This is a genomic window from Saccharospirillum sp. (assembly GCF_039982735.1).
Lineage (GTDB): Bacteria > Pseudomonadota > Gammaproteobacteria > Pseudomonadales > Natronospirillaceae > Saccharospirillum.
The window spans coordinates 223,284-249,940 of record NZ_JBDWXV010000017.1; the positions used below are offsets into that span (position 1 = coordinate 223,284).

18 protein-coding genes are annotated in these 26,657 nt (G+C 58.1%); 11 read left to right on the forward strand and 7 right to left on the reverse strand.

Annotated features, from left to right (window positions below; all coding sequences use genetic code 11):
• Positions 1 to 76: 76 nt before the first annotated feature.
• From ABJT94_RS15410 to ABJT94_RS15455, 10 genes are all read left to right on the forward strand, one after another.
• Positions 77 to 2,281 carry a primosomal protein N' gene (locus tag ABJT94_RS15410; protein ID WP_348477687.1) on the forward strand — a complete coding sequence of 735 codons (2,205 nt, stop codon included), beginning with the start codon at positions 77 to 79 and terminating at the stop codon, positions 2,279 to 2,281.
• 337 nt (positions 2,282 to 2,618) lie between these two features.
• Entirely contained in the window at positions 2,619 to 4,304 is a 1,686-nt protein-coding gene (argS, locus tag ABJT94_RS15415; protein ID WP_348477686.1) for an arginine--tRNA ligase, read from the forward strand.
• A 2-nt stretch (positions 4,305 to 4,306) separates the two neighbouring features.
• Positions 4,307 to 4,948, forward strand: a complete 642-nt coding sequence (locus ABJT94_RS15420; RefSeq protein ID WP_348477685.1) for an SPOR domain-containing protein — start codon at positions 4,307 to 4,309, stop codon at positions 4,946 to 4,948.
• A 149-nt stretch (positions 4,949 to 5,097) separates the two neighbouring features.
• Positions 5,098 to 5,616, forward strand: a complete 519-nt coding sequence (hslV, locus tag ABJT94_RS15425; RefSeq protein ID WP_348477684.1) for an ATP-dependent protease subunit HslV — start codon at positions 5,098 to 5,100, stop codon at positions 5,614 to 5,616.
• A gap of 11 nt (positions 5,617 to 5,627) precedes the next feature.
• A complete protein-coding gene (gene hslU / locus ABJT94_RS15430) occupies positions 5,628 to 6,971 on the forward strand; it encodes an ATP-dependent protease ATPase subunit HslU (protein WP_348477683.1) in 1,344 nt (447 codons plus the stop codon).
• Positions 6,972 to 7,016: 45 nt separating this feature from the next.
• Positions 7,017 to 7,397, forward strand: coding sequence for a DUF971 domain-containing protein (locus tag ABJT94_RS15435; protein WP_348477682.1), 381 nt, complete (start codon positions 7,017 to 7,019; stop codon positions 7,395 to 7,397).
• Positions 7,398 to 7,875: 478 nt separating this feature from the next.
• A complete protein-coding gene (gene ubiD / locus ABJT94_RS15440; protein WP_348477681.1) occupies positions 7,876 to 9,339 on the forward strand; it encodes a 4-hydroxy-3-polyprenylbenzoate decarboxylase in 1,464 nt (487 codons plus the stop codon).
• Between the two features lie 104 nt (positions 9,340 to 9,443).
• Positions 9,444 to 9,866 (forward strand): hypothetical protein, encoded by a 423-nt coding sequence (locus ABJT94_RS15445; RefSeq protein ID WP_348477680.1) that lies wholly within the window; start codon positions 9,444 to 9,446, stop codon positions 9,864 to 9,866.
• 71 nt (positions 9,867 to 9,937) lie between these two features.
• Positions 9,938 to 10,657: a hypothetical protein gene (locus ABJT94_RS15450; protein WP_348477679.1), complete on the forward strand. Its 720-nt coding sequence runs from the start codon at positions 9,938 to 9,940 to the stop codon at positions 10,655 to 10,657.
• Positions 10,654 to 11,400: a helix-turn-helix domain-containing protein gene (locus ABJT94_RS15455; RefSeq protein WP_348477678.1), complete on the forward strand. Its 747-nt coding sequence runs from the start codon at positions 10,654 to 10,656 to the stop codon at positions 11,398 to 11,400. The genes ABJT94_RS15450 and ABJT94_RS15455 overlap by 4 nt, the downstream gene beginning before the upstream one ends.
• A gap of 310 nt (positions 11,401 to 11,710) precedes the next feature.
• Here ABJT94_RS15455 and cdd read toward each other — a convergent pair whose 3' ends face one another.
• From cdd to ABJT94_RS15475, 4 genes are all read right to left on the reverse strand, one after another.
• A complete protein-coding gene (cdd, locus tag ABJT94_RS15460; protein WP_348477677.1) occupies positions 11,711 to 12,115 on the reverse strand; it encodes a cytidine deaminase in 405 nt (134 codons plus the stop codon).
• Positions 12,112 to 12,828: a purine-nucleoside phosphorylase gene (gene deoD / locus ABJT94_RS15465; protein ID WP_213676780.1), complete on the reverse strand. Its 717-nt coding sequence runs from the start codon at positions 12,826 to 12,828 to the stop codon at positions 12,112 to 12,114. Before deoD ends, cdd begins: the two co-directional genes overlap by 4 nt.
• A 91-nt stretch (positions 12,829 to 12,919) precedes the next feature.
• Entirely contained in the window at positions 12,920 to 14,356 is a 1,437-nt protein-coding gene (locus ABJT94_RS15470; protein WP_348477676.1) for an ATP-binding protein, read from the reverse strand.
• Positions 14,356 to 15,090, reverse strand: a complete 735-nt coding sequence (locus ABJT94_RS15475) for a response regulator (protein WP_348477675.1) — start codon at positions 15,088 to 15,090, stop codon at positions 14,356 to 14,358. Before ABJT94_RS15475 ends, ABJT94_RS15470 begins: the two co-directional genes overlap by 1 nt.
• Positions 15,091 to 15,390: 300 nt before the next feature.
• Between ABJT94_RS15475 and ABJT94_RS15480 the strand changes: the two genes are divergently transcribed.
• Positions 15,391 to 18,243 (forward strand): class I adenylate cyclase, encoded by a 2,853-nt coding sequence (locus ABJT94_RS15480; protein WP_348477674.1) that lies wholly within the window; start codon positions 15,391 to 15,393, stop codon positions 18,241 to 18,243.
• A 281-nt stretch (positions 18,244 to 18,524) separates the two neighbouring features.
• Here the strand turns inward: ABJT94_RS15480 and ABJT94_RS15485 are convergent, their stop codons facing one another.
• Genes ABJT94_RS15485 through ABJT94_RS15495 form a run of 3 tightly spaced genes read right to left on the reverse strand, consistent with a single transcriptional unit; the run spans position 18,525 to position 26,641 of the window.
• A complete protein-coding gene (locus ABJT94_RS15485) occupies positions 18,525 to 18,995 on the reverse strand; it encodes a chemotaxis protein CheW (protein WP_348477673.1) in 471 nt (156 codons plus the stop codon).
• 37 nt (positions 18,996 to 19,032) lie between these two features.
• Positions 19,033 to 20,082, reverse strand: coding sequence for a chemotaxis protein CheB (locus ABJT94_RS15490; RefSeq protein ID WP_348477672.1), 1,050 nt, complete (start codon positions 20,080 to 20,082; stop codon positions 19,033 to 19,035).
• 7 nt (positions 20,083 to 20,089) lie between these two features.
• On the reverse strand, positions 20,090 to 26,641 hold the full coding sequence (locus ABJT94_RS15495) for an Hpt domain-containing protein (RefSeq protein ID WP_348477671.1): 6,552 nt from the start codon (positions 26,639 to 26,641) through the stop codon (positions 20,090 to 20,092).
• Between the last annotated feature and the right edge of the window lie 16 nt (positions 26,642 to 26,657).

Sequence of the window (26,657 nt, forward strand, 5' to 3'; positions counted from 1 at the left end):
GTAGTAACTGTGGACGAGCCGCTAGCAAGACCAATGCCCCAAAAATGGGAGCGCAATCATACCAGAGTCTGATCGATTGACAACCACTTCCAAAGACCCGCTGCGCATCGCTGATATCGCCGTACCAGGCCCTTTCGCAGGCCCGCTAAGCTACCGGATCGAGCCCGGCCAGACGCCGGTTCCCGGCAGTCGGTGCAAGGTTCCGCTACGCTCGCGCCAGGTGGTCGGCGTGGTGACCGGTGTTCGCCCGGCAAAGCCTGGCGACGGTAACACCCTGAAGAGCATTGTTGACGTACTCGATGACGCCCCACTGCTGAGCCCCGATGTGCTGCAACTGGCACAGTGGGTCAGCCGTTATTACTTATACGACGCCTACCCGGCCTACATGCTGGCCTTTCCATCCGCGCTCCGGTCTGGCGAAACGGCAGACTTGAATGATGAGCCACAGCTTGAATTGACCGTCTCCGGTGAGCACCTAGACTCCGACAAACTCAAAGGTCGTCGTCAGCGTGAGGCACTGGCCTTGCTGCAGTCGCTCACCAAAGCCGGCCAGGTCTGTACGCCTGCACTACTGAGACGTCAGGATATCGAACGCACTCACTGGAAGGGCCTCATCGACAAGCGTTTGCTCAGGCAACGCCCGGCCCAACTGTTCCCGGCCAGTCCCACCGGGGCGCTGCGCCAACAAGCCCTGGCACTGAACCCGGATCAGACAGCCGCACTTGCGACACTGCCGGTCGAAGGTTTTGCCGTACAACTGCTCGAAGGGGTCACCGGCAGTGGTAAGACCGAAGTCTATTTGCAAGCCATGCAACGCGCGCTCGAACGCGGCAAGCGCGTCCTGGTACTGGTTCCGGAAATAGGCCTGACACCGCAGACGCTGGCCCGGTTCCAGCAACGCTTTCAGGACAGCCTGGTGGCCCTGCACAGCGGCATGACCGACAAACAGCGGAACAATGCCTGGTTGCGGGCCCAGGCGGGTGAGGCCAGCATCATTCTTGGCACCCGTTCTGCCATCCTGACACCCATACCGGATTTGGGGCTGATCGTCGTCGATGAAGAGCACGATGCCTCCTACAAACAACAGGACACGCTGCGCTACCACGCCCGGGACCTGGCCATTTACCGGGCCCGCCTGCTGAACATACCGGTTGTGCTGGGCTCCGCGACGCCGTCACTGGAATCCCTGCACAACGCCCAACAAGGCCGCTATCAACACCAGCAACTGCAGCAACGGGCCCAGGGTCAGACGCGAGCCCGGCTTGAAACCATCGACATGCGCAAGCAGCGCCAGGAACACGGTGTCTCGGAACGCCTGCTGCACCGGGTTCGCCAGCACCTTGAAGGCGGCAACCAGGTATTGTTGTTTCTAAACCGGCGTGGCTATGCGCCTTCCTGGTTCTGTCGTCAGTGCGGCTGGATGTCGGATTGCCCGTTTTGCGATGCCCGCCTCACCTATCATCGCGGCCGTCACCAGATGCTGTGTCATCACTGCGGCCATCAGGAACGACCGCATCAGCAATGCCCAGAGTGTGGCTCAACCGACCTGACACCCCTGGGCGCCGGCACCGAACGGGCCGAAGAAGCATTGGCAGCCTGGTTCCCGGACACCCCCATTATTCGTTTTGATCGCGACTCTGTCGCCAATGCGCGTGACCTCGAGCAACAACTGAACCGCGCCCAGGCAGATGGGCCCGCCATACTGGTCGGCACTCAGATGCTGGCCAAGGGTCACCATTTCGAACGCGTCACTCTGGTCGGCATCATTGATATGGACGCAGGGCTGTTCAGTGCCGACTTCCGCGCCCGCGAACGCATGGGCCAACTACTGGTTCAGGTATCCGGCCGCTCTGGCCGTGGCGACCTGGCGGGCGAAGTGGTGCTGCAAACCTTTCACCCGGACCACCCCTTCTTTACACCGCTGCTGGAGCAAGACTACCCGGCCTTTGCCGCCCAGCTACTGGAGGAACGTCAGCGCTCCGGCCTGCCGCCCTTTGGCTTTCTGGCCTGCCTGCGCAGCGACAGCGCCTATCCGCAACGGGCAGAACAACTATTAAAAGAAATGGCCGGGCGGCTCCTTGCCGAACCCGGCATCCGGGTATTTGGCCCATTGCCTGCCCTGCTGTCACGACGCGCCGGGAAGCACCGTTTTACCCTGCTGGTGCAGAGCGATCAGCGCAGCCGCCTGCACACCGCACTGCAACCGCTGGCAGCCGACTACCCACGCCAGCAACGCCATGTCAGCTGGCATTTGGACATCGACCCGATCGATCTGATGTAACTCAAGTTTCGGAGTTCGAGTCCGGTTAGGTGGTGGTGGTCCGCGCCGGATACCGGGTGTGCCTCTGTGGGGTCGGCGTAGATCCGTCCATGGAGCCTAGGCCGCAGCATCCCTGCTGCGGACTACCCCACAGAGGCACACCCGACACCCGCCGCTAGTCAACTCAGCGAACTCCGAAACTGGGATTTGTAACCTGCGGCCCTTACTCAAGCCGCCCTAAGCGGTGGAGTCCAGCAGGGGTTTCATGGATAATGCCCAGCATTCAAACTGCCTCCACCGCCCAGCCGGGTGAGCGCCCTCTTTACCGCCTACGATATAAACGGGAGTTTCGCACACAATGAAAGATCAGGTTGCCGAGTTACTGAACCAGGCTGTCAGCCAGTTGAAGTCCAGAGGTGTTATCCCCGAGCAACACCCGGTGCGCATCATGGTCGACAACACGCGCGACAAGTCTCACGGCGACCTGGCCAGCAACATTGCTCTGACTCTGGCCAAACCTTGCGGGCAACCACCGCGCGCCATGGCCGAACAGATCATTGCCGCATTGCCTGAAAACTCCTTGATTAGCAAAGTCGAAATTGCCGGACCCGGATTTATCAACGTGTTTCTGGCAGGCGCTTCCAGTGCGGAAATTGTTGCCGACATTCTCAGTCAGGGTGCCGCCTTTGGTCACAATGCCAGTGGCCAAAGAGAGAAAGTCCAGGTCGAATTTGTGTCCGCCAACCCGACCGGCCCATTGCACGTCGGTCACGGTCGCGGTGCCGCCGTGGGTGATTCATTATGCCGGCTACTGGCGGCCAATGGCTGGGACGTGACCCGGGAGTTCTATTACAACGACGCGGGCGCTCAAATCAAGAATCTCACTCTGTCTGTCCAGGCCCGCGCCAAGGGTCTGGGTCCGGAAGACAGCGGCTGGCCTGCCGATGGTTACCGGGGTAACTACATCAGCGATGTCGCCAATAGCTACATGAACGGTGACACCGTTGATGCCGATGACCGACACGTAACCGGTGTTGCCGATGCCGACAACCTCGATGCCATTCAAGAGTTCGCCGTCGCCTACCTTCGCCGCGAACAGGACCTGGATCTGAAAGCTTTCGGCGTGCGGTTCGATGTCTTCTTTCTGGAATCCTCGCTGTACGACGATGGCAAGGTGGAAGCGACGGTGCAGCGCCTGATCGAGCAAGGCTTTACCTATGAATCGGATGACGCCCTCTGGCTGAAAACCACCGAGTTTGGCGACGATAAAGACCGTGTCATGCGCAAGCGAGACGGTGGCTATACTTACTTCCTACCGGACGTTGCCTACCACAAAGACAAGTTCGACCGCGGCTTCAAGCGTGTGATCAACGAACAAGGGGCAGACCATCACAGCACCGTCACCCGGGTTCGTGCCGGTCTGCAGGCACTTCAGCTGGGAATTCCGGAGGGCTATCCGGACTATGTACTGCACCAGATGGTGATGGTTACCAAAGGCGGTGAAGAAGTTAAAATTTCCAAGCGCGCTGGCGACTATGTCACCCTGCGCGACCTCATCGACGAAGTCGGCAGCGACGCCACCCGGTACTTCCTGGTCTCCCGCCGAGCCGATTCGCAGCTGACGTTCGATATTGACCTGGCGCGCAGCCAGAGCAACGACAACCCGGTCTATTACATACAGTATGCACATGCCCGGGTACATGCTTTGCTGCGTAAGCTCGAACAGGAAGGCCACCGCTACGATCAACAACAGGGCATCGACGCTCTGGGCAAGCTGGAGCTCGACGACGAACGAGCACTGATGACTCAGTTGCGCCGTTACCCGGAGGCCGTGGCCCATGCTGGCCAGTCGCTCGAACCGGCTGGCATCGCCACCTTCCTGAAAGACCTGGCCAGCCAGTTCCATGCCTATTACAACAACAACCGCATGCTGGTTGATGATGCCGAATTGCGCAATGGCCGAGTCGCCCTGGCTGTCGCGGTTGGCCAGGTACTGGCCAATGGCCTCGACCTGCTGGGCGTCAGTGCACCGGAGAGCATGTAACCATGGCGCGCGATTTCGCCAACAAACCACCACCGCCCCCGCCGGAACGCAGCCGCATTCCGCGCTGGGTGTGGGTTTTTACCACCCTCGCGTCGGTGGCTTTCGTCGGGTTTCTAACCTACCTCAGCCAGATTCCGGCTGATGGTCAGGGTGCTCAGGCGGTGCGCGACCAGGTGCAGCAAATTCAGATTCCCTCGCGCTCTTCAGCGGAAACAGCCCCTGAGCCGAGTGCAGAACCCGAAAAAGAAGCATCGACCACACCGTCGCTGGAGCAGGCGTTCGAGTTCTATCGGCTGCTGCGTGACGATGAGGTACCCATTCAACTGACCCGGCCAGAAACGGATACTCCGGCTGGAACCGCCGATGCACCGACGGGTACCCGGACGCCGGCAACACCGGCCACGGCTGAGCGCTGGATCATTCAGGTTGCCTCGTTCAGCCGGGTTGCCGATGCCGACCGGTTGCGCGCCGAGCTGATCATCAACGGCCTGACTGAAGCGCACCTGAGCAGCGTCGACCTCGGCGACCGGGGTACCTTCCACCGCGTGATGGTTGGCCCCTTCGACAATCGTTCGCGCCTCAATCGGGCCCAGGATGTTCTGGCCGAACTCGACCATCAGGTGATGGTACGTAACGCAGACTGACGTTCCCGAGTTAGAACAAAGACCCCGATGTCGTCGGGGTCGACGATCTCTCTGGCATCGACCTGCCCTACTCGCCTTTACGCCCCGCCAACACTTTGAAATTTGCCGCCCGCCCCCACATACCCGACAAAGCCTCAATGGATGTAGAGATGACGACGATTGTTTCCGTGCGTCGCGACAACACCGTAGTGATCGGTGGCGACGGCCAGGTTTCCCTGGGCAACACCGTAATGAAAGGCAACGCCCGCAAAGTTCGCCGCCTGTATCACGAAAAAGTGATCGCCGGCTTTGCCGGTGGCACCGCCGATGCCTTCACCCTTTTTGAAAAATTCGAAGGCCACCTGCAACAGCACAGTGGCCACCTGACTCGTTCAGCGGTTGAACTGGCCAAAGAATGGCGCAGCGACCGTGCCCTGCGCCGGCTCGAAGCCATGCTGGTGGTAGCCGACAAAGAAACCACCCTGGTGATTTCCGGCACCGGTGATGTGGTTGAACCGGAGCATGGCATTGTCGCCATTGGTTCCGGCGGTAACTATGCCCTGGCGGCGGCGCGAGCCCTGCACGAAAATACCGAACTGGACGCTGACGCCATCGCGCGGCGGGCGCTGGATATCGCAGCCGATATCTGCGTGTTCACCAACCACAACGCCGTTTTCGAAGCGCTGTAACGAGGTACCTGATGTCAACCATGACCCCGCGCGAAATCGTCCATGAACTGGACAAATACATCATCGGCCAGGACCAGGCAAAGCGTTCCGTGGCCATTGCCCTGCGCAACCGCTGGCGCCGGATGCAGCTCGACGAGCGCATGCGCGAAGAGATTTCCCCGAAAAACATTCTGATGATCGGCCCCACCGGTGTCGGTAAAACCGAGATCGCCCGCCGTCTGGCCAAACTGGCCAATGCACCCTTCATTAAAGTCGAAGCCACCAAGTTCACCGAAGTCGGTTACGTTGGCCGCGATGTAGAGAGCATCGTCCGCGACCTGGCCGAGACCGGCATAAAGATGTTCCGCGAACAGGCCATGCTCAGTGCCCGCCCGCGCGCTGAAGACGCCGCAGAAGATCGCATTCTCGACATTCTTCTGCCACCCGCCCGGGGCGGTTACAGCGAGGAAAACGAAGAGAAGGACGCCCCGAAATCCGATTCCAGCACCCGCCAGATCTTCCGTAAGAAGATTCGCCAGGGCGAACTGGACGACAAGGAAATTGAGCTGGAAGTCGCCGAGCAATCCGGCGGCGTGGAAATCATGGCGCCTCCGGGCATGGAAGAGATGACCAGTCAGCTGCAGAACATGTTCTCCAACATGGGCAAGCAACGCACCAAGAAGCGCAAGATGAAGCTGAAAGACGCCATGCGGGTGCTGACGGATGAAGAGGCCGCCAAACTGGTTAACGAAGACGAACTGCGCCAGCAAGCGGTACAGGCCGTTGAACAGAACGGCATCGTCTTCCTCGATGAAATCGACAAAATCGCCAAAACTGAAAACCGGGGCGGCGGTGATGTTAGCCGCGAAGGTGTGCAGCGCGATTTGCTGCCGCTGATCGAAGGCAGCACCGTCACCACCAAGTACGGCATGATTCGCACCGATCACATCCTGTTCATCGGCAGCGGTGCTTTTCACTTCGCCAAACCCAGCGATCTGATTCCGGAACTCCAGGGCCGGTTGCCGATTCGGGTCGAACTGAATGCGCTGACACCTGAAGACTTCAAACGCATTCTGACTGAGCCGGACTACTGCATCACCGAGCAATACAAGGAGCTGATGCAGGCCGAAGGCCTGAACATTGAGTTCACCGACGATGCCATTGAAGCCCTGGCCAACACGGCGTTCCAGGTCAACGAGAACACCGAAAACATCGGAGCCCGTCGCCTGCACACCATTATGGAGCGCTTGTTCGAGGACCTATCCTATCGCGCCAGTGAAATGGGTGGCGAAAAGGTCACCATTGACGCCGCCTATGTCGACAAGTACCTGGGCGAGCTATCGAAAAACGAAGACCTGAGCCGCTTCATCCTCTAACCGGCCGGCGGCGGAGCCCCACTCCGCCGCCATGGAGACCCCGCCATGAGTACGGCCCCCAAACGCATCACCTACCACAAAGAAGCTGGCGAACTGGAGCTTGTCTGGGCCGACGGCACCGAGCACCGACTCAGTGCCGAATTCCTGCGAGTTCACTCACCCTCAGCCGAGGTTCGCGGCCACGGCGTTGGTCAGGACGTACTGCAAGTGGGCAAACGTTACGTCACCATCACCGGCATCGAACCCACTGGCCGCTACGCCATCAAAATCACCTTCGACGACAGCCACGACTCCGGCCTCTACGACTGGGCCTATCTGCGAAAACTGGGCGACGACCATGAAACCTACTGGCAAACCTACCTCGACAGACTTAGTAAGGCTGGTGCCAGTCGCGAGCCACAGTTCATTCAGGCCAAGCAGCTCTAGTTATCCCCTGTGGTTGAATGTTGGGCTGGGTTTGGTGGCTGTCGTCCGTGCCGGGCATCGGGTGACCCTGTCCGGGGTCGGCGTGGACCCGTCCATGGGGCCTAGACTGCAACATCCATGTTGCAGACTACCCCGGACAGGGTCACCCGATGCCCGTCACTTAGTGTTATGCAACCTCCAAAGCTAGTGGTCTGAGTTACTTAAGGTTCGGAGTTCGCACCCAACCGAGTGTTGGGTGCTGGGTCTACCTATCCGGGGAAGTCTGAGGCATGGATGCCGAAGCCTAGGCCCCAGGGATGGGTTTATGCCGACCCCGGATAGGTAGACCCAGCGCCTGACACGGACTATTGGCAACACAGTAAAACTCAACTCCGAACCTTAAGTAACTCAGAACACGGACCCGCTCATCGAATTCGTCATATCGCCGCCAATGCATTAGCATTCGGTCTTTCCTTTTTTAGCAGGTATGCCGGACCAGATGAAATACCGAGACCTCCGAGACTTTCTCGCCGGGCTGGAAGCGCGCGGTGAATTACGCCGCGTGACTCAGCCGGTCAGCCCCCACCTTGAAATGACCGATCTGTGCGATCGGATTTTGCGTCAGAAAGGCCCGGCGCTGCTGTTCGAGAACCCGACGGGTTACAACATTCCGGTATTGGGTAATCTGTTTGGTACGCCCGAACGGGTGGCCATGGGGATGGGTGCCGAATCGCTGGCCGACTTGCGTGAAATAGGCAAGGTACTCGCCTATCTGAAAGAGCCTGATCCGCCCAAGGGTTTGAAAGACGCCTGGGATAAACTGCCGCTGGTTAAAAAAGTACTGTCAATGGCGCCTAAGACCGTGCGTAAGGCGGTATGCCAGGAAGTGGTGCTCGAAGGTCCTGATGTGGACCTGTCGCAATGGCCTATCTGGACGTGCTGGCCGGAAGACGCCGCGCCGCTGGTGACCTGGCCGCTGGTGATTACCCAGGGCCCCAACGGCGGCCGCACCAATCTGGGGATCTATCGTCAGCAGGTGATTGGCAAGAACAAACTGATCATGCGCTGGTTGTCGCATCGCGGCGGCGCGTTGGATTTTCAGGCCTGGAAGAAAGAGCGGCCCGGCGAGCCGTTTCCGATTGCCGTGGCGTTAGGGGCTGACCCTGCGACCATTCTGGGGGCGGTGACGCCGGTACCGGACTCTCTGTCCGAATACGCCTTTGCCGGATTACTGCGCGACAGCCGAACCGAGCTGGTCAAATGCAAGACGCATGACCTGATGGTGCCTGCCAGTGCGGAAATCATTCTCGAAGGCTACTTACACCCCGATGAGATGGCCGACGAAGGGCCTTACGGTGACCACACCGGCTATTACAACGAAGTGGAACGCTTCCCGGTGTTTACCGTTGAGCGGCTGACGCACCGGACTGACCCGATCTATCACAGCACCTTTACCGGCCGGCCACCGGATGAACCGGCCGTGTTGGGCGTGGCATTGAATGAAGTGTTCGTGCCGATTTTGCAAAAGCAGTTTCCGGAAATTGTCGACTTCTATCTACCGCCCGAGGGCTGCTCCTACCGCATGGCGGTCATCAGTATGAAGAAGCAGTACCCCGGCCACGCCAAGCGGGTGATGATGGGTGCCTGGTCCTTCCTGCGTCAGTTTATGTACACCAAATACGTAATTGTGGTGGACGACGATGTGAATGCCCGGGACTGGAACGATGTGATCTGGGCGATCACCACTCGCATGGATCCGAGCCGCGATACGGTGATGATCAACAATACGCCGATCGACTACCTGGATTTTGCCAGCCCGGTGGCGGGCCTCGGTTCCAAAATGGGCATGGACGCGACCAACAAGTGGCCGGGTGAAACCGATCGGGAATGGGGTCGGGCCATCGTCAAAGACCCGCAAGTGTCTGCCCGGGTTGACACTCTGATGCAGGAATTGGGGTTTTAGTGCCAACTATTGAACACAGTGTTTCAACCTGACCTCTTGGAACGCACATCATCTGCCCCTATAATCCTGACCATTAAGTCAACTTTATAACTCAAGGCACATTGATGAACGGTTTGGAACTGAACTGGCTGGAGCTCTACGGCTACCTGGGCTCGGCGTTGATCGCCATTTCCCTGATGATGAGCGACATTCGCAAGCTGCGCTGGATCAATCTGGTCGGCGCGGGCTCCTTTGCCAGCTATGGTCTGCTGATTGGCTCCTGGCCGGTGGCGATTCTGAACGGCTTTATCGTGCTGATCGATGTGGTGCACCTGTGGCAACTGTCGCGGCAAACCACCGTGAGCCGCTCTGTTGAGTTTGCCGCTGGTGATACCTATGTGCAGACGGTTCTGGCTGATATCTGGCCGCAGCTACTGACATTGAACAAGACCCAGCAGATTCTCGTCGAATTCGGGGGTGCTCAACCAAAGGCATTTACCCTGATCGACCAGGAAGAGACGGCGACAGAACACCGCCTGGCGGCCTGACAGCCAGGGTTCCACCGGGCTTGCTCCGCTGTGTATAATGTCCATTGACATTAACCAAACGGAGCCGCCCAGTGTCTCAAGCGTCCGCGACCACAACTGCCACCCTGCATGATCTGAAAAAACTCAGCGGCGGTGTCTGGATGGTTCAACTCAAGCCGCTCACCCCCTATTCCTATTGCGCCGGTCAGTTTACCGAGCTCATGGTTCCCGGTTTCACCTCGCTGTATTACACCATCGCCAGCAGCCCGAGCAGCCCCTGTGTGGAACTGCATATTCAAACAGGAACCGATCAGGCGGATGCCCTGATCGACTATTTGAAAGATGCCGACTCCGTTGAACTCGCCCCCGCTGGTGGCGATTGCCGGCTCGAGGTATTGCCGGAAGAAAACGGCCCTCTGTTACTGATCGCTTCAGGAACCGGGTTCAGCCAGGTTAAATCCATTGTTGAAGACCTTCTCTCCCAGCACGCCCGACGCCCCATACACCTGTACTGGTCAGGGCACCGGCTGAGTCAACTATACATGCTGCAAAAAGCAGAGAATTGGGCCGATCTGCACGATAACATCCACGTTTCAGCGCTGATCTCCGAACACAGTCACTGGGAAGACAAACACCAGATGCTGGTGCACAGCATTCTTGGCGACCACAGCGATCTGAACCAGTGCCAGGCGATATGCTGCGGCTCGCCCGCCATGGTCTATACCGTGCTCGACAGCCTTTGCAGCAAGGGTTTTCGTCGCGACGCCATGCTCAGCGATGTCTTTATGTTCGCCCCGAGGGAGGCGCAATGAACACCGCCGATGTTCTGCAAATCTTCGGCCTCGAACCCCGGGAAACCCGATTGTATCTGGCACTGCTGCAATCGGGCCCGGCCTCGATTCGGGACATCGCCGATCGCGCTGGCATCAACCGGGGCACCACCCATGAGTTGCTTAAACGTATGCAGCAGAAAGGCGTGGTCAGTTACTTTCCCAAAGGCAAGCGCCGGCACTTCAGCGCCGAACCGCCACAACGCCTCAGGGAACTGGCCCTCAATCACCAGCAGCAGGTGACTGAAGCGCTGGAATTGCTGGACGACAAAGTGATTCCCGAACTGAGCCATTTGCGTCCGGCCACCGGTAATGCCGATGTACACTATTATGAAGGGGATGACGGCATCGAACTGGTGCTGAAAGACATCCTCTCCACCGTCAGCGAACAGGAAAACCGCAGTTATTGCATATACTCGGCCAAGGCAATCCGGAAATACCTGTATCGCCCATTCCCCAACTACACCCGTCAGCGGGTCAAGATGGGCATCAAGGTTAAGGTAATCGCCATTGGTGAAGGCGGTGAAGAAGCGGCATTGGCCGACCGGAAGTGGATCAACGAACCCTCCAGTGACCGGGCCGGCAGTTACATCGCCATCTACCCGCCCAAGGTGGCGATGATCTCACTGAGTCATGGTGATTTACCGACCGCTGTAGTGATCAATTCCCCGACCATCGCCAATACACAGCAAGTGATTTTTAATACGTTGTGGGAAAGTTTGTAGAGTCGACTGGCTATTGATGTCACTCAAGTTTCGGAGTTCGCCTGGGAATTAGCGACGGGCGCCGGGTGTGCTCCTGTGGGGAAGTCCGCAGCAGGGACTATAACGCCTGGAGCGTTTTAGTATGAGCAAAGCGAGCCCAAAGGGTGAATCCCATGGACGGGATTCATATCCTGCGGCCTAGGCTCCATGGATGGATTGAGTGGGCGGCATCCCGCCCGACCCCACAGGAGCACACCCGGTGGCCGGCGCGGGCTAACACCTCTAAGGCGACCCGAACTCCGGAACTTGAGTGACAGCCCCCAAGCCGGCTTCACAACCCTTCGAAACTAAACCCGTCCGGCAACAGTTCAGCCACCGTCCAGCGCTTATAGGCTTCGCCATCATTGGTCGCCCACACCACACCATCAGCCGGCATGAACTCGGCGATCACCTGGCGGCAGCCGCCGCAGGGCGAGAACAAATGCTCGCCCGGCATAAAAACCACCAGTTCGGTGATCTCACCGGGTCGCACACCGGTAGCCGCGGCCGTGTTAATAGCGTTGCGTTCACCACACATACCCAGTGGATAAGAGCGATTTTCGATATTGCAGCCTGAAAATACCTCGCCATTGCGGGTTCGCAAGGCCGCACCTACCGGAAACTGGCTGTAAGGTACGTACGCGTTGGCCGCTACCGTTTTCGCAGCAGCCTTCAATTCAGTCTCGGGTTGGCTCATTCATCAATGCTCAGCGTTGCTTCCAGCGTCAGTTTGATCATGTCGTTGAAGGTAGTCTGGCGCTCTTCCGCTGACGTCGCTTCACCGCGAATGATGTGATCGCTGACGGTCATGACCGTCAGGGCTTTCGCGCCATATTCGGCGGCGACGCCATAGAGACCGGCCGCTTCCATATCGACGGCGAGGATATTCATCTTTTCCAGCGCTGGCATCAGTTCGCTGTCGGGTGAGTAAAAGAGGTCCGAGGTGAATACGTTCCCAACGCGCACCGGAATGCTGGCAGCACGGGCTGCCGCAACGGCCTTTTCCATCAGCCCAAAATCGGCCAGGGCGGCGAAATCGTAGCCGCGCAGGCGCAGTCGGTTGACGCCTGAATCGGTGCTGGCACCCATGGCGATAATGACGTCGCGCAGTTTGATGTCTGCCGCTACCCCGCCACACGTGCCGACGCGAATGATGTTTTTCACGCCGTAGTCGGTAATCAGCTCCTTGGCGTAAATCGACATCGATGGTACGCCCATGCCGGACCCCATGATGGAGATCGCCTTGCCTTTATAGGTGCCGGTATAACCATACATGTTCCGGACATCCGCTACCCGGCGTGCATCGTCCAGAAAGGTCTCGGCGATGTACTGCGCGCGCAGCGGGTCGCCCGGCATCAGCAGGGTTTCAGCGAAATCGCCAGGCTTGGCATTGATGTGGGGAGTAGACATGAGCACCTCTTATAATCTGACCAATCGTTCAAGTTCTGTGACTATAGCCAATTGACGCCGTCAAGCCAAGCCCCTGTTCGGGCTTGTCCCACTACCGCCGCGGCAGCAACACGGCCGCTTCCAGGCCCGAGCCGATGCGGTTGCGCAAACGCAGCTGGCCGCCATGGGCGTGGGCAATGTTGCGGGCAATGCTCAAGCCCAGCCCTGCCCCGCCGGTATTGCGGTTGCGAGAGGTTTCCAGCCGTACGTAGGGTTCGAACACGCTGTCGAGTTTTTCTTCGGGAATGCCCGGGCCATTGTCAACGATATACAGCTTCAGTTCGTAGCGACTGTCGACAATATCAATACCCACCTGGGTCCCATAAAAAGCGGCATTATGCGCCAGGTTGGACAAGCACCGCTTCAGCGCCAGGGGTTTGCCATAATAGGGGCGCCGGGCTTCGCCGCGGATTTCCGGGTCGTACCCGAGCAACTCAAGGTCTTCAGCCAGCTCGCGTACCAGCTGATTAATGTCGATTGGCTGGGTGTCTTCATGCACGTCGGTGCTGCGGCCCAGATCCAGAGCTCCCTTGACCATGGCTTCCAGCTCGTCGAGGTCTTTGATCATCCGGGGTTTGGCATCCGACTCTTCCATCATTTCCGCGCGCAGGCGCAACCGGGTGATGGGGGTTTTGAGGTCGTGAGAGATGGCCGAGAACATCCGCTCCCGGTCGTCCACAAAGCGAAGTACGCGCTCCTGCATCAGGTTAAACGCCCGGGCGGTTTGCTTCACTTCGCGGGTACCGGTTTCTGCCAGAGGCGCCAGATGAATATCGGTGCCCAGCTCCCGGGCTGCGGCCGCGAGATTCGACAGCGGACGCGTCAGCCAGCGCACCACAACCCAGAGAATCACCACCAGAATCAACATCAGAATCACCAGAAACAGCAGTTGCCCGCGGTCCAGGTATTCGGTCTGGTCAAAGAAGAACGGGTCCGGTAGCAAACCGGCCAGGTACAGCCACTCATCTTCACCGATGGGTACCTGGGCGACAACCACCTGCGGCGGGTCAGGCTCCAGTATCAGTGTGTTCTGGGCCCATCGGGGCGGCAAATCGACCAGCAGCACATCGTTCTTGTAGACATTGAGCAAGCGTGGGTCGGCAAAGGTGACATTCAAACCCGACAAGCGCTGACCCAGCTTCTCTTCGATCGCCAGATTGAAGGTGGCCAAAAAGCGGTCTTTGGCGCCAGATGGCCGCACCGGGCTTACATCGATAAAGGTTTCGTTGACCGATACCAGAAACCTCGACCCGCCCATGTCCCGTAGCTGATTAATGATCAGGTGCCGGTACTCGGTTGGGTAGGCGCGAATGAATTCGATGGTAGAGCCCATGGAAAAGGCGAGATCCCGGGCCATCGATTCGGCCTGGGATTCGCGCTGATGTTCGAGGTAGTACAGCCAGACATAGTTACTAATGGCAAACGCACTGATCAGCCCCAGCACCATCAGCACCAGCAATCGGCTGTACAGGGAGGTGAAACGAAGCATTAACCGTTGTCCACGACGACCGGCACCGTAAGAATGTAACCCGCGCCACGCACGGTCTTGATCACCTGAGGGGATTTGCCATCGTCATTCAGACGCCCGCGCAGACGGCTAATTTGCACGTCGATGGAGCGGTCAAAGGGGCTGGCATCCCGGCCGCGCAGATGCAGACTGAGGTCATCCCGGCTGAGCACTTCGCCAGGGCGTGATAAAAACAGCTGAAGTAGATTGTAATCAGCACCGTTCAACGATTGAACGCGACCTTCCGGGCTGGTCAGCTCGCGGTTGGTCACATCCAGTGTCCAGCTACCAAATCTCAGCCTCTGCTGTCCATCCAAGCCCGTCCGGTGCTCGGCACCTTCCTCGTAGCGGCGCAGTACGGCCTTGATTCGGGCCAGCAATTCGCGGGGGTTAAAAGGCTTTCCCACGTAATCATCGGCGCCCAGCTCAAGGCCGATGATGCGATCGGTTTCGTCTGAACCTGCGGTCAGCATGATGATGGGGATGCGGGAACGGGCTCGAATTTCCTTGCACAGGGTGAAACCGTCGTCACCGGGCATCATGATGTCCAGAACGATCAGGTCGAGGCGCTGGGCGGGCCAGAACTGACGCATGGCTTGGCCATCAGCCGCTGTAATAACCGAGAAACCGTTTTTCTCAAGGTATTCTTTCAACAGGTCGCGGATGTCTTCATCATCGTCCACAACCAGGATGCGCTTTTGTTGTTCTGTCTGCATCTCTGATCCACTTCACTGGCAAGACTGGGTTCGATCAATGCGCCACCGAATATCGGTCGCCACGCATCGGCGCTGGCTGACGCAGGCCTGAGTGTACCCCCTCAGCCTGGCTACCTTTGTAACAAAGTATAACAGCTGAAATGACAAACCGGAGTCTGCCTCTTTAGGAAAGTACCGGGTTTCGGCTACACTGATTATTGAAGTAATTCACATTCTGCCGATAACACGACGAAATAATTTCCGTTATCAGCTTTCCGAACCCGACGTGCCAACCCATGCTTTGCTGCAGAGCCCAACTCCGTGACCGAAACCAGTACCGTTCTGACGCCTGACAATGCCACCCGCGAAGCCCTGCTTGAGACACAGCGTCGCTTCCTGACGGTGAATGAAGGTCGCCTGGCCCGCCTGCGTGACAGCCTTCAGGTGCGCCAGCAACAATGTCTCGATTTGCTGCCGGTACTGTTTCACACACATCTGCCCGGCCTGCCCGGCTACCTCGAAGACTCGTCAGTACCGTCCGGGCTGGTGCAATACCAACCTTCGAACGCTGCGGTCACGCTGGCGCTGGCCTTTAACCGCACCCTGAAAGCCTCTCAGTTGCGTAACTACAACGCGCAGCTGATGGGCCTCTACCTGATGGGTTCCAGTGGCAGCATAGCCCAGTCGACTACCTCGGATCTCGATCTCTGGCTGTGTTACAAACCCGACCTGGATCGCAGCCAGATCCTCTTACTGGAAGAAAAAGCCCGCGCGATCAGTGCCTGGGCGGAAGGCTTCAACCTGGAAGTCCACATCTTTCTGATGAACGCCCAGCACTTTCAGGGCAGTGATCAGCGCTCTCTGACCGGGGAGAACTGCGGTTCAACCCAGCACTTTTTGCTGCTCGACGAATTCTACCGCACTGGCCAATGGCTGGCCGGTACCCTGCCCGCCTGGTGGCTGATACCCAGTGATCGGGAGGCCGATCATGAGGCCCTGCTTGAGCACTATCAGTCGAAAAACCTGATTCGCCGCGACGAACAGATCAACTTCGGTCCCCTGCCGTCGCTACCACCGGGGGAGTTTATTGGTGCCGGCATGTGGCAACTGTACAAAGGCATCGAATCACCGCACAAATCCGTGCTGAAGCTGTTGCTGCTGGAAATCTACGCGCGGGAGTTCCCGACGGTTACCAGTCTCGCGCATCAGTTCAAGTCGGCGATCTACAACAACTTTCTCACGCTGAATGACCTCGACCCCTATATTCAGCTCTACCGCCGCATTGAAACTTACCTGAGAGAGCGGGAAGAGAATGATCGCCTGGCCCTGGTGCGTCGTTGTTTCTATTTCAAGGTAGGCATCGCGCTGAGCCGGCCGGCACGGACCCAGACCTGGCGACGCCAGCTGATGCAACAGCTGATCAATGAATGGGGCTGGAGCAGCGCTGAAGTAGCGCATCTGGACTCGCACCGCAACTGGTCGGTGACCGATGTCATGCGCGAGCGCAAACTCCTTGTCAGCGAACTGACCCACAGTTACCGTTTTCTGACTCAGTTTGCGGCCGAGCATCAGAGCAATCATCTGATGAGCCAACAGGATCTGCTGATCATCAGCCGCAAATTGCACGCTGCCTTTGACCGGCGTCGCGGCAAGATCGACTTCATACGCTTCGGCCAGGACGTCGACTTCAGCTATGAGAAAGTGCGCATCTACGAACGCCCGAGCCAGCGTGCCGAGGGTGACAACTTCTGGGCCGTCTACACCCGCGAGCCAGACTCGGATATGGACCGCGAGACACCCCTAAAGTCAGCGCCCGGCCTTCTTGAAGCCTTGTTATGGTGCCATCTCAACGGCCTGCTCGACGCCCATCTGCACATTCCCATCTTCAGCCAGCAGGGCCAGGCCACGGAATTCGAAGTGCGCAAAACCCTGGCCACCTTGCGCCAGGTTTTGCCCTCGGCTAGCCTCGACAAGCCACACCATACCTACTCGCAACCGGCGCAAATTGATCGGGTTCTACTCTTTATCAACCTGGGCTACGACCCGCTGCAACACCTGACTCGCCGGGGTCTGCAAAAAATTTCAGAACGCAGCAACAGCCTCGACTTCAGCGCACTGCGCGAGAACCTGGTAGGCACACTGGATGTGGTGGTCGAAAATTCCTGGGGTGAAATCACCGTTGAACGCTTTGCCCAGGCCGATGCACTGACCCAGGCGCTGCAGTTTCTGCTGACGCGCCTGGCCAAGCAGAAGATCAACAGGCGCCCCGAGGTTCGCGCCTATTGCCACAACCAGACGCGCCCACAGTCAATTGGCAAACGGGTCCAGGACCTGTTTGACGATGCCATCACAGCCGCGGACCGCGCCCACCAGGGACCCAGTCTCAGATTTCTGTTTAATCTGGGCGACCAGTTTCAGGGCATGCAACTGGGCGACAAACAGTTAAAACCCGTCAGCTTCGATACCGAAACCGCCCTGATCGATTGGCTGGGAACCGAGCAGGTCGAACGCTGCCCAATCTACCCGGACCGCTTGTTTGAAACGCACCGCAATCATTTGAAAGTTGTCTTGTCGGCCCAACCTGCCGACGGTGGCCTGCTGGTTGTATTTCAGGTCACGGGCCGCCAGGCGACGGTCTATCTACTCGATGAGCAGGCGTCCGTACTGCGGTTCACCCAGCCCTATTTTAATGCGTCAACGCTGCTGGCACCGTTGTTGCGCTTTCTGAAAATATCCGAGCACCGCCAGCGCAGTGAAGAAGACGCCATTCACCTGAATCAGCGCAGCATCAGTTGTTTTGAAATGACCCAGGAAGGCAGCAAGCTACCCGTACTGAAACGCCAGCGCTTGCAGGGGCTGCTGCAGGAAAACCGCTTTATCAACATTCAGGCGTTTATGGACCGGCACGGTGAGGGGCAGTACGAATACCAGATGATCTGCAACGAGGAAGAGTTCAGCACCCTGGAACTGGGCGACCGGTTTTATACAGCTGTGGCGTCTTACATTGTTGGGCTACGCGCCCAGGGGCTGCGCTACCCCATGTACATCACCGACCTCGCCCTATCTGACCGGATTATTGCTGGCCTGCCCTATGGGCAGGCGCAAACGTTGCACTACGTGCGCGCCAAATTGCGCCTGGAACAGCGCATTAACGATGCGATGAAACTGCTATGAGCCGGCAACAAGCTAGGGTTAATTGTCAGGTTTAGGAGTTCGCAGAGTTGACAAGCACCGGGTGCCGCGTGTGTCCTTGTGGAGTAGTCCGCAGCAAGGACTAAAACGCCAGGAGCGTTTTAGCATGAGCGAAGCGAGCCCGAAGGGTGAATCCCACGGATGGGATTCATATCATGCGGTCTAGGCTCCATGGAGGGAACTACGCCGGCCCCACCAGGGCAGACCCGGTAGCCGGCGCGGACCATTGCCTCCCAGCCAACCCAGCCTTCGACTTGGGCAAATTAGTTAACGCGTGCCACCAGGCTTTCCAGGTATTCCAGATCAGGAATGCTGGCTTTGCCCAGCTGGGTGATCACGGCCATTTTCTCTGCCTGGGCTTTGGCGGCCTGGCCATCTTCACGGACATCCGCATCGCCGAGCTTGACCATGCGCGGAATGCCCTGAATCAGCATGCCAAAAAACCGGCTTTTAGCTTGTTTTGATACCGCATTGAATACGGCGATACGGGCATCGCGCACATCCTGCCCTCGCACCTGGCTGTTGGCGACTTCAAAACTGATTACTGGTACGCGTTCGCCGCGCCAGTGCAGATGGCCCAGATGCCACGGCGGCGCATTGTCAGCCTGCTCCAGTTCGGAGCGCGGCACCACTTCCGCAATGGAGACGTTCGGTACCAGCAGATTCTTCTGCTGCATGGGCACCAGAAGACTGGCGACAATGGCGTCCTGATCGGTTTGCGCTACTGTTTTCATCGTTATTCACCTTGTTGCCACGCCTGCGGCACTGTCTTCAGGCTACCTGAGTCACACGCTCAGCCAGCCAGATCAAAAGTTTTTCGGCCAGTTCCACCGGGGTTCCCCGGTCATCGGCAGCGCCGACCTGCTGCACAGAGTCGGGCATTGAACTTTGCACACAACTGTTTGCAGTCTGCACCCAGACGGTTCCGCCGGCTGCCTTGATGTCAGCGGCACCGATGGCACCATCACTGCCCATACCACTGAACACAATGGCGTGTGCCCGTGCGCCGAATTGTGCCGCAACGTTGGTCAGTAAATGATCCAAGCTCGGGCCATAAGGCCCCGACCAGGCATTGTTTTGCCAGACAATGCCATGGTTATCGGTAAATCGGATTTCGTGATTCACCGGAACCAGATACACGTATCCATTTTCCAGTTGCCGGCCATGCTCGGCATGAACCAGACTCAATTGCGTATGACGGCCAATCGATTGCTGCAGGGCATCTACACAGCCTGCATCAATGTGCTGTGCGTACAGAAAGCTCGCCGGAACCTCTGCTGGCAGCACGTCCAGAAACTGTTTAACCGCCTCGGGCCCGCCCAGTGAAGCGCACAGCACCCAAATCGGCCCAAGTTCCGTTTTGGGGGCCTGCTGCAGCGACTCAGGCAACGAGTATACTGGGGGTGGTCGGGTAGCACGCAAACGCTCCAGGTCGAAAATGGGGGCTTCTGCCGCTGGCTGGGCAGCTGGTGCGAGCGCCTGCAGTTTTTCCTGCATGCGTCGCTGCCAGCGCGGGTAGTCTTCATGGGTGCGGGCGGGAATCACCCCGTCGCCAAACAGAATGGGCGACTCGGTACTTTCCAGCAGCGACTGCACAAAGTCGTCCCACTGATCGTGGTTTTCCAGCTCCACCACCCAGATTCGGATGGTTTCGTTATGCATCAGGGCGGGTTTCAGGCGATCCGGGTCGGTGTTGACGGCAACGTCATAACCGGCCCCGACCACAACATCCTGCAACAGATGCTGTACCAGGGGCGTGTCGGCGATGATGCCAACCCGGCTATGTTGGGACGCTGTCCCGGTCGCCGCCACCGCGCTCATGGTCTGTTCACGCCTCTATGCCCAGTAACCGCTTGATGGCATCGACCAGGGGTCCTTCCTGGAAGGGCTTGCCCATGTACTCGTTCACCCCTATCGACAATGCTCGCTCGCGGTGCTTGGCCCCGGTCCGGGAAGTAATCATGATGATCGGAATCTGCTTAAGGCGGCTGTCGTGACGCACTCTCGACGCCACTTCAAAGCCATCCATATAGGGCATCTCGATGTCGAGCAGCATGATATCCGGCACCCTATCCTGTAATTGGGCAACAGCATCTGCACCGTGTTTGGCCAGAATCACTTCCATGCCCTGGCGCTCCAGCAGGCGACTGGTCACTTTACGGACCGTTACCGAATCATCCACCACCATCACGGTGTAAGGGCTGTCTTTGTCGCGGACCGGTTTTGTCGGTGCCGGAATGGCTTTTTTGGGGGTCGGCAACGCAGTGACCCGGGAGTGCTCAATGGCCAGCGAGCTACGAATCAGAGCGGCCAGATCCAGAATCACCACCACGGAACCATCACCCAGAATAGTGGCACCGGATACCCCGGGCACCGTACTGAACTGCGGCCCCAGTGTTTTTACCACGATTTCACGGCTGCCCATCAGGCGGTCAACGTGCAGTGCCATGGAGTGGTGTTCATCGCTGCCTTTCACCAACACCAGTGGTACCGGTGCGGTCAGCCCCTCAACGTTGGGGGTGGCTCCGGTTCGCAACAGGCCACCCATGTATTCCAGGCGGTAGCGGCCTCCGGCGTATTCAAACAGTGGTGCGTCGGGCCGGTAGTATTCCGCCAGCTGCTTGGGCGTGACCCGCACAATACCCTCGATCGAGCTGAGCGGAATGGCGTAGTGGTCTTCTTCAATGTTGACCATCAGTGCCCGGTTCACCGACACGGTAAACGGTAGCCGAATGGTGAACTGAGAGCCTTCACCCAGCCGGGAATCGATGGCCATGTTGCCACCAAGCTGCTTGACTTCCGAGTTGACGACGTCCATACCGACACCACGACCTGAAATCTGGGTGACCTGCTCGGCGGTACTGAAACCGGCTTCGAGAATGTACTGCAGAATTTCACGGTCGTTCAGGTCGGCATCGGCCGCCATCAGGCCACGCTCAATGGCTTTACTGCGAATGCGGTCAACGTTCATGCCGGCGCCGTCGTCAGACAGTCGCAAAACGATGTCACCACCCTCGCGAGACAAATCCAGTCGCACCGAGCCCTTCACCGTTTTACCGGATTGCAGACGCTGGTCCGCCTCCTCGATGCCATGGTCGACGGCGTTGCGCAGCATGTGCTCGAGCGGTGAGATCATCCGCTCCAGAACCGTCCGGTCCACTTCGCCTTCGGCATTGCCGACGATAAAGTCGACCTGTTTGCCCAGTTCACCGGCAACCTGGCGAACAATACGGCGCAACCTGGGTACCAGCCGGTTGAAAGGCACCATGCGGGTTTGCATCAGGCCTTCCTGCAGTTCCGTGTTAATACGGCTTTGCTGCAATAAAAGGGTTTCCGCATCCCGGGTTTTATCAGTCAGCGAGCCTTTCAGCTCGGTCAGGTCGTAAGTCGCTTCCATTAACGAACGCGACAACTGCTGAATCTGGGAGTAGCGGTCCATTTCCAGAGGGTCAAAATCTTCGTAGTTGGTTTCCTCGGCCCGTTCCTGACGAAACAGAATCTGGGCTTCAGTTTCCATATCGAGCCGACGGACCTGCTCGCGTAGACGATCAATGGTCGAATCCATTTCCCCCAGAGTGAAACCAAAGTCACTGACCTCCTGCTCAAGACGCGCACGGGCAATGGAGGTCTCACCGGCAAGGTTCACCAGCCCTTCGAGCAAGTTGGCATTAACCTTAACGGTTTCTTGCGGCTGGGCGCGCCGGCTATCGGCCTTGCGCTCAGCTTCCTTTCGCTTGAAAGGCAGTACATTGGTGCTCGATTCACGGCTGTCGGTGGCGGGCAGTGTATTGCCTTCCGACGAGGGCTCCGTCACAGCCGGCCCTTCGGATTCACTGTGTTCAGCACTGTCACTGACCATGGGTTGATCGGGATCATCCCAGCCATCTTCTTCAAGGTCCCGAGCCATCTGAATCACACTGGGGCCAAACCCGGCCCCACTGTTCGCATGGCCATCAAGCAGCGCGTTCATGGCTTCGACGCCCTGAACCAACTGGTCTTGACGGGACAGTATGTTGTTGAAGAAGGTTTCGTCGAGTGCGTCCTTGTTCTGCTGGGCACGAACAATAAAGGTTTCGAACTCGTGGCTCTGATCGCCCAGCTCTTTCAGGCGGGCCAGACGGGCGCCGCCTTTGAGCGTATGCAGCACGCGCTTCATTTCATCCGCATGGGTTTCGTTGCCGGGCTCTGCCTGCCAGTCTTCAATGGCCTGTTCGAGCTCGTTCAGCAACTCGCCCGCTTCATCGATGAAGATTTCCAATATGTCGAGGTCGACATCGGCGTCCAGCTCCGCTACCGGTGCTGGGGCGGGTACCTCTGGTTCGGCTTCAGGCTCTTCGGGTTCGATATGCAGGACTTCATCCGGCTCATTATCCGGCATGGGCGGTTCCGGTTCTGGGTCCGGCTTGCTGCTCTCTTCCCGGGCTCGTGCCATGTCGACAGGCTGAGCGGGGGCTCCCGGATGCTTGCGGAAATGATTAATGGCCGCGACCAGATCCGGAGCCGACTCGCAGCTCATGCTCGATTCAATATCCTGCACCATAACCGCCAGGCGGTCGTGGCATTGCTGAATCAATTCAAGCAGACCTTCCGAGGCCTGATACTTGCCTTGCGCCAACCCTTCGTACAAAAACTCGAGTTCGTGCGCCAGGTCGCCCAACGGTGAAATCTCAGCCATACGCGCACCCCCTTTTAGGGTGTGCAGGTCGCGTTGCAGGCTTTCCACTTCGAGGGTGTTATCGGTGTCTTCGCGCCATTTTTCGAGCGATGACTGAATGCTGTCAAGGATGTCGTTGGCTTCTTCCAGGAAGATGTCCACCAGCTCAGCATCACCTTCAACCCGGTAGCGCTGTGCTGCCTCGACTTCGGGCATGGGCGCAGGCGTCGATTCAGCCTCAGATTCAAGGTCCTGGCGGATCATCGAATCGACCTGATCTTTATTGGAAACCGCCGGTTCAAGTGGGGATGTTTCTGCATCGGGCAACAACTGGTGCAGCCGTTCTAAAAACAGCGCATCCTGACGAATACTCTGGCCCGCCGCGAGACGATCCATCATGGAAATCAGCGATTCCAGGCCCGTATTAGCCAGTTCAAAGAAACGCTCGTCGGCCTCGCACGCTTCACTCCGGGCGCCCTCAACCAATTGCGCCAAATGGTGACTGAGATTGGCTACCGGCATCAGATCGACAGCCTGAGACGCCAGTGCCAGGGTATTGAGCTCCCGAATCAGCGCATCGACTTCGGCATCCGGCTCTCCGGTATCGCGCCAGCGGTTCAGAATCGTCTCGGCGCCCAACACCAGATCCATGCTGTCGGACATGAAAATGGACATCAGTGCCGGATCATCCGGCTCCTGGCTGGGGTCCAGACGCAGCACCCGGTTGTAAACATCCTGCACCTTAGCTTCGAAGCCCGCCGTGTCGACCGGCTCACCCAGAGAGGCCTGGCGAATCAGTGCGACGCCTTCGCTCAGCAATGACAGGAAGCCCGCGTCGGCGACTTTGGAGCGTTCCTGCATGTCCCGAACCAGCTGTTCGAGCGGCTGTACCAGCACGGCCACCGGTTCAACGCTGGCCATGTGCGCCGAGCCCTTTATGGTGTGCAGAGCGCGCTGCAGCGAATCCGGTAACAGAGAGGCCGCTTCCGCTTCTTCGATGTAGTGATCGATGTATTCGAGATGACTCTCCAGCTCGGCCTGAAATATCTCCAGCAACGTATCCGTGCTGGCGTCACTGCTTTCTATCTCATAGGTGTCAGCATCAAGGTCTTCGAGATCGGTTTCCTCGAGCTCGGCCACTGGCAATTCGTCAAAGTCAGTCCACTGCGACTCATCGTCGGACGCTTCAGTGACTTCGGCCCGAGGCAGTTCAATGTCGATATCAACCTCGGCCGGTTCGGCTGACTCGGGCGATTCCGCAGACGCCTCGCCCCAGCTTACCGGCTGACCTTTGGCCAGCGCATCTGCGATGGCGGCAAGGTAGTCGGCACGGGTCGTATCCGGTTTAAGTTTCTTTTCAAACGCCGTCATCAGTGCCGGAATTTCATCGGTGATCTCTTCGATCACCCGCACCAGGTCGTCCGAATGGCTAATGCTGCCCTCGATCAGACGATTGAGCATGTTCTCAATCGACCAGGCTGTTTCTCCAACCACACTGGCACCGACCATGCGGCCACTGCCCTTGAGGGTGTGAAAGGCACGGCGGAACTCGGTCAGTGCGGCACTGTCGGAAGGATCAGCCTTGTACCGCGGGAAGAATTTATGAATGGCTTCCAGGACTTCAGCGGCTTCCTCAATGAAAATCTCGAGAATATCGTCGTCTATCAGATCATTGTCGTCGGCTTCCTGAACTCCGGCTTCGACCGGGTTAACCGCTGCCGGGCTCTCAGGTTCAACGCTGTCGGCAATAGTATTATCGTCCGGCTCGGTCAGGTCGTCGTCTTCATCCAGTGACAACCAGTCACTGGATTCAACCTCTGCCGTTGGTAAAGCGTCGTCAGCTGCTGGCCTGGCTTCGATATCGTCGTCCCAGTCGGTCAGGGTCTCGAAGTCGTCGATCGCCTCAATGTCGAGTTCGTCATCGCCAGCGTCTTCTGCCTCGCCAATGTCACCCAGTTCCTGCAGCGACAAATCAGGGAAGTCTTCGTCGTCGGTGGCACCCTCGGTGTCATCGGCGCTGGTTTCAGGGACGGCATCGGCTTCTGGAAAGAGGTTTACGGTGTAACCCAGTTTGGCAATTGAATCCGCGGCACGCTGCAGAATATCCAGATTGGTGCCACTACCATCACGGGACAAGCGCTCAAGGTAATACTCGACACCCATAATGGCATCGGCCAGGGCATCCAGCTCATGCCATTCCGGCGTGCGCTTGTTCCCCAGCAACTGGTCTTCAACGTAATCCTGTGCGTATTTGAGAACCGTAGCCGCCTGCTCAAGCGGTATCATCACGAGACCGCCACGAATGCCGCTTAAATCGCGAGGCACTGCTTCCAGCTTGCTGTGATCCCAGTGCGAACCGATGAATTCGACAATGGCGTCTTTAACCTGTTCCAGACCATTGCGCGCTTCGCGAACAACCGCCTCCTGAGCACCATCCAGGCCGTCATCGTATTCGTCTCGCTCAAAGCTGGCGTCGCTGGCAATACCGGACAGGCTGGCTTCTACATAAAGCAGTGCGCCGGCGATGTCCATCAGCACACCGTCGTCTTTCAGCTCAGGGTCCTGCTGTGTGGTCTTGATCAGTTCAAGCTGTTCATTCAACACCCGGCGCGGGTTGCCAAGGCCCAATACCGCCATGGTATCGGCCATTTGCTTGATGCCGGGCTCCAGCTCGGACAAACGACGCGACTCGGTAACCCGGGTGCGAACCATCAGATCCAGTGAATCTTTCAGCCTTGCCAGCTCTTCAAGCAGGGCCGAGACCACACTGCCCACTGTTTCACGGTCGGGCCCTGACAGACGTTGCCGTTGCGTTTCAATTTCCGCTTCGTTGGGCAAAGCCTGACTGAGGTGATAGCTGTCCTGTATATGCTGCACCCGGCTGAGACCCGTGGCGTCTATCTTGGCCAGGTAATACAGCAGGTTTTTAAGCTGATCTTCATGCGGGTATTGCCCGGCTACACCACTGGGGTCGGCGAGCAATCGCTTCATGGAACCGTCGAGATGCCGCAGAATGACGGTAATAGCTGCAGAACGTTCAATACGCCCGGCTTTCATCGCGGCAATAAAGGCATCCGCCACTTGCCACAACGCGCCCATGGGAGTGCGCTCGGTTAAACCGACCAGCCGGTGAACCGACTTGCCCAGGTATTCAAGGTTGTTGTCGGTATCCTCGTTACGCAACCAGCCAAGCAAAGCCAGCTGGTACATCTGGCGCAATTTGCGTAGCAGTTGAACCACACTCGACTGGCCAATGCTCTGAGTATCCGGCTCGCCAACAAAGCGGCGGGAGGCGGACAGATCCGGCGTAAACAGCGCCGTTTCAGACAGCAAGGGTTCGCCCCGTGCCGCACGCAGATCATTCAGCAACGGCAAAATGACCACGGGCAGATCACTCTGGCCGCGCTTGAGTTTCTCGAGATAATTCGGCAATTGCAGAATGGCTTGCATCAGCAACGCCAGGTTATCCTGGCTGGGTGGAATATCACCGTCCACAATCGACTGATTCAGACGCTCCATTTCTTCAGCCAGCAAGGCTGCACCGAAGAACTCGACCATCTGCAAGGTGCCGTTTACCTGATGGATGTAGGCCAGGCTAAACTGAAGACGAGTGGTATCTTCGGGCGTATCAACGAACGCTTCCAGGGCTTGACGCGCCTGTTTCAGCGTATCGAAGATCTCTCCCTTGACCCATTCCAGTGCAACATAATCACGGCGTTCTGCCATGCCTGTACCCCTTTGT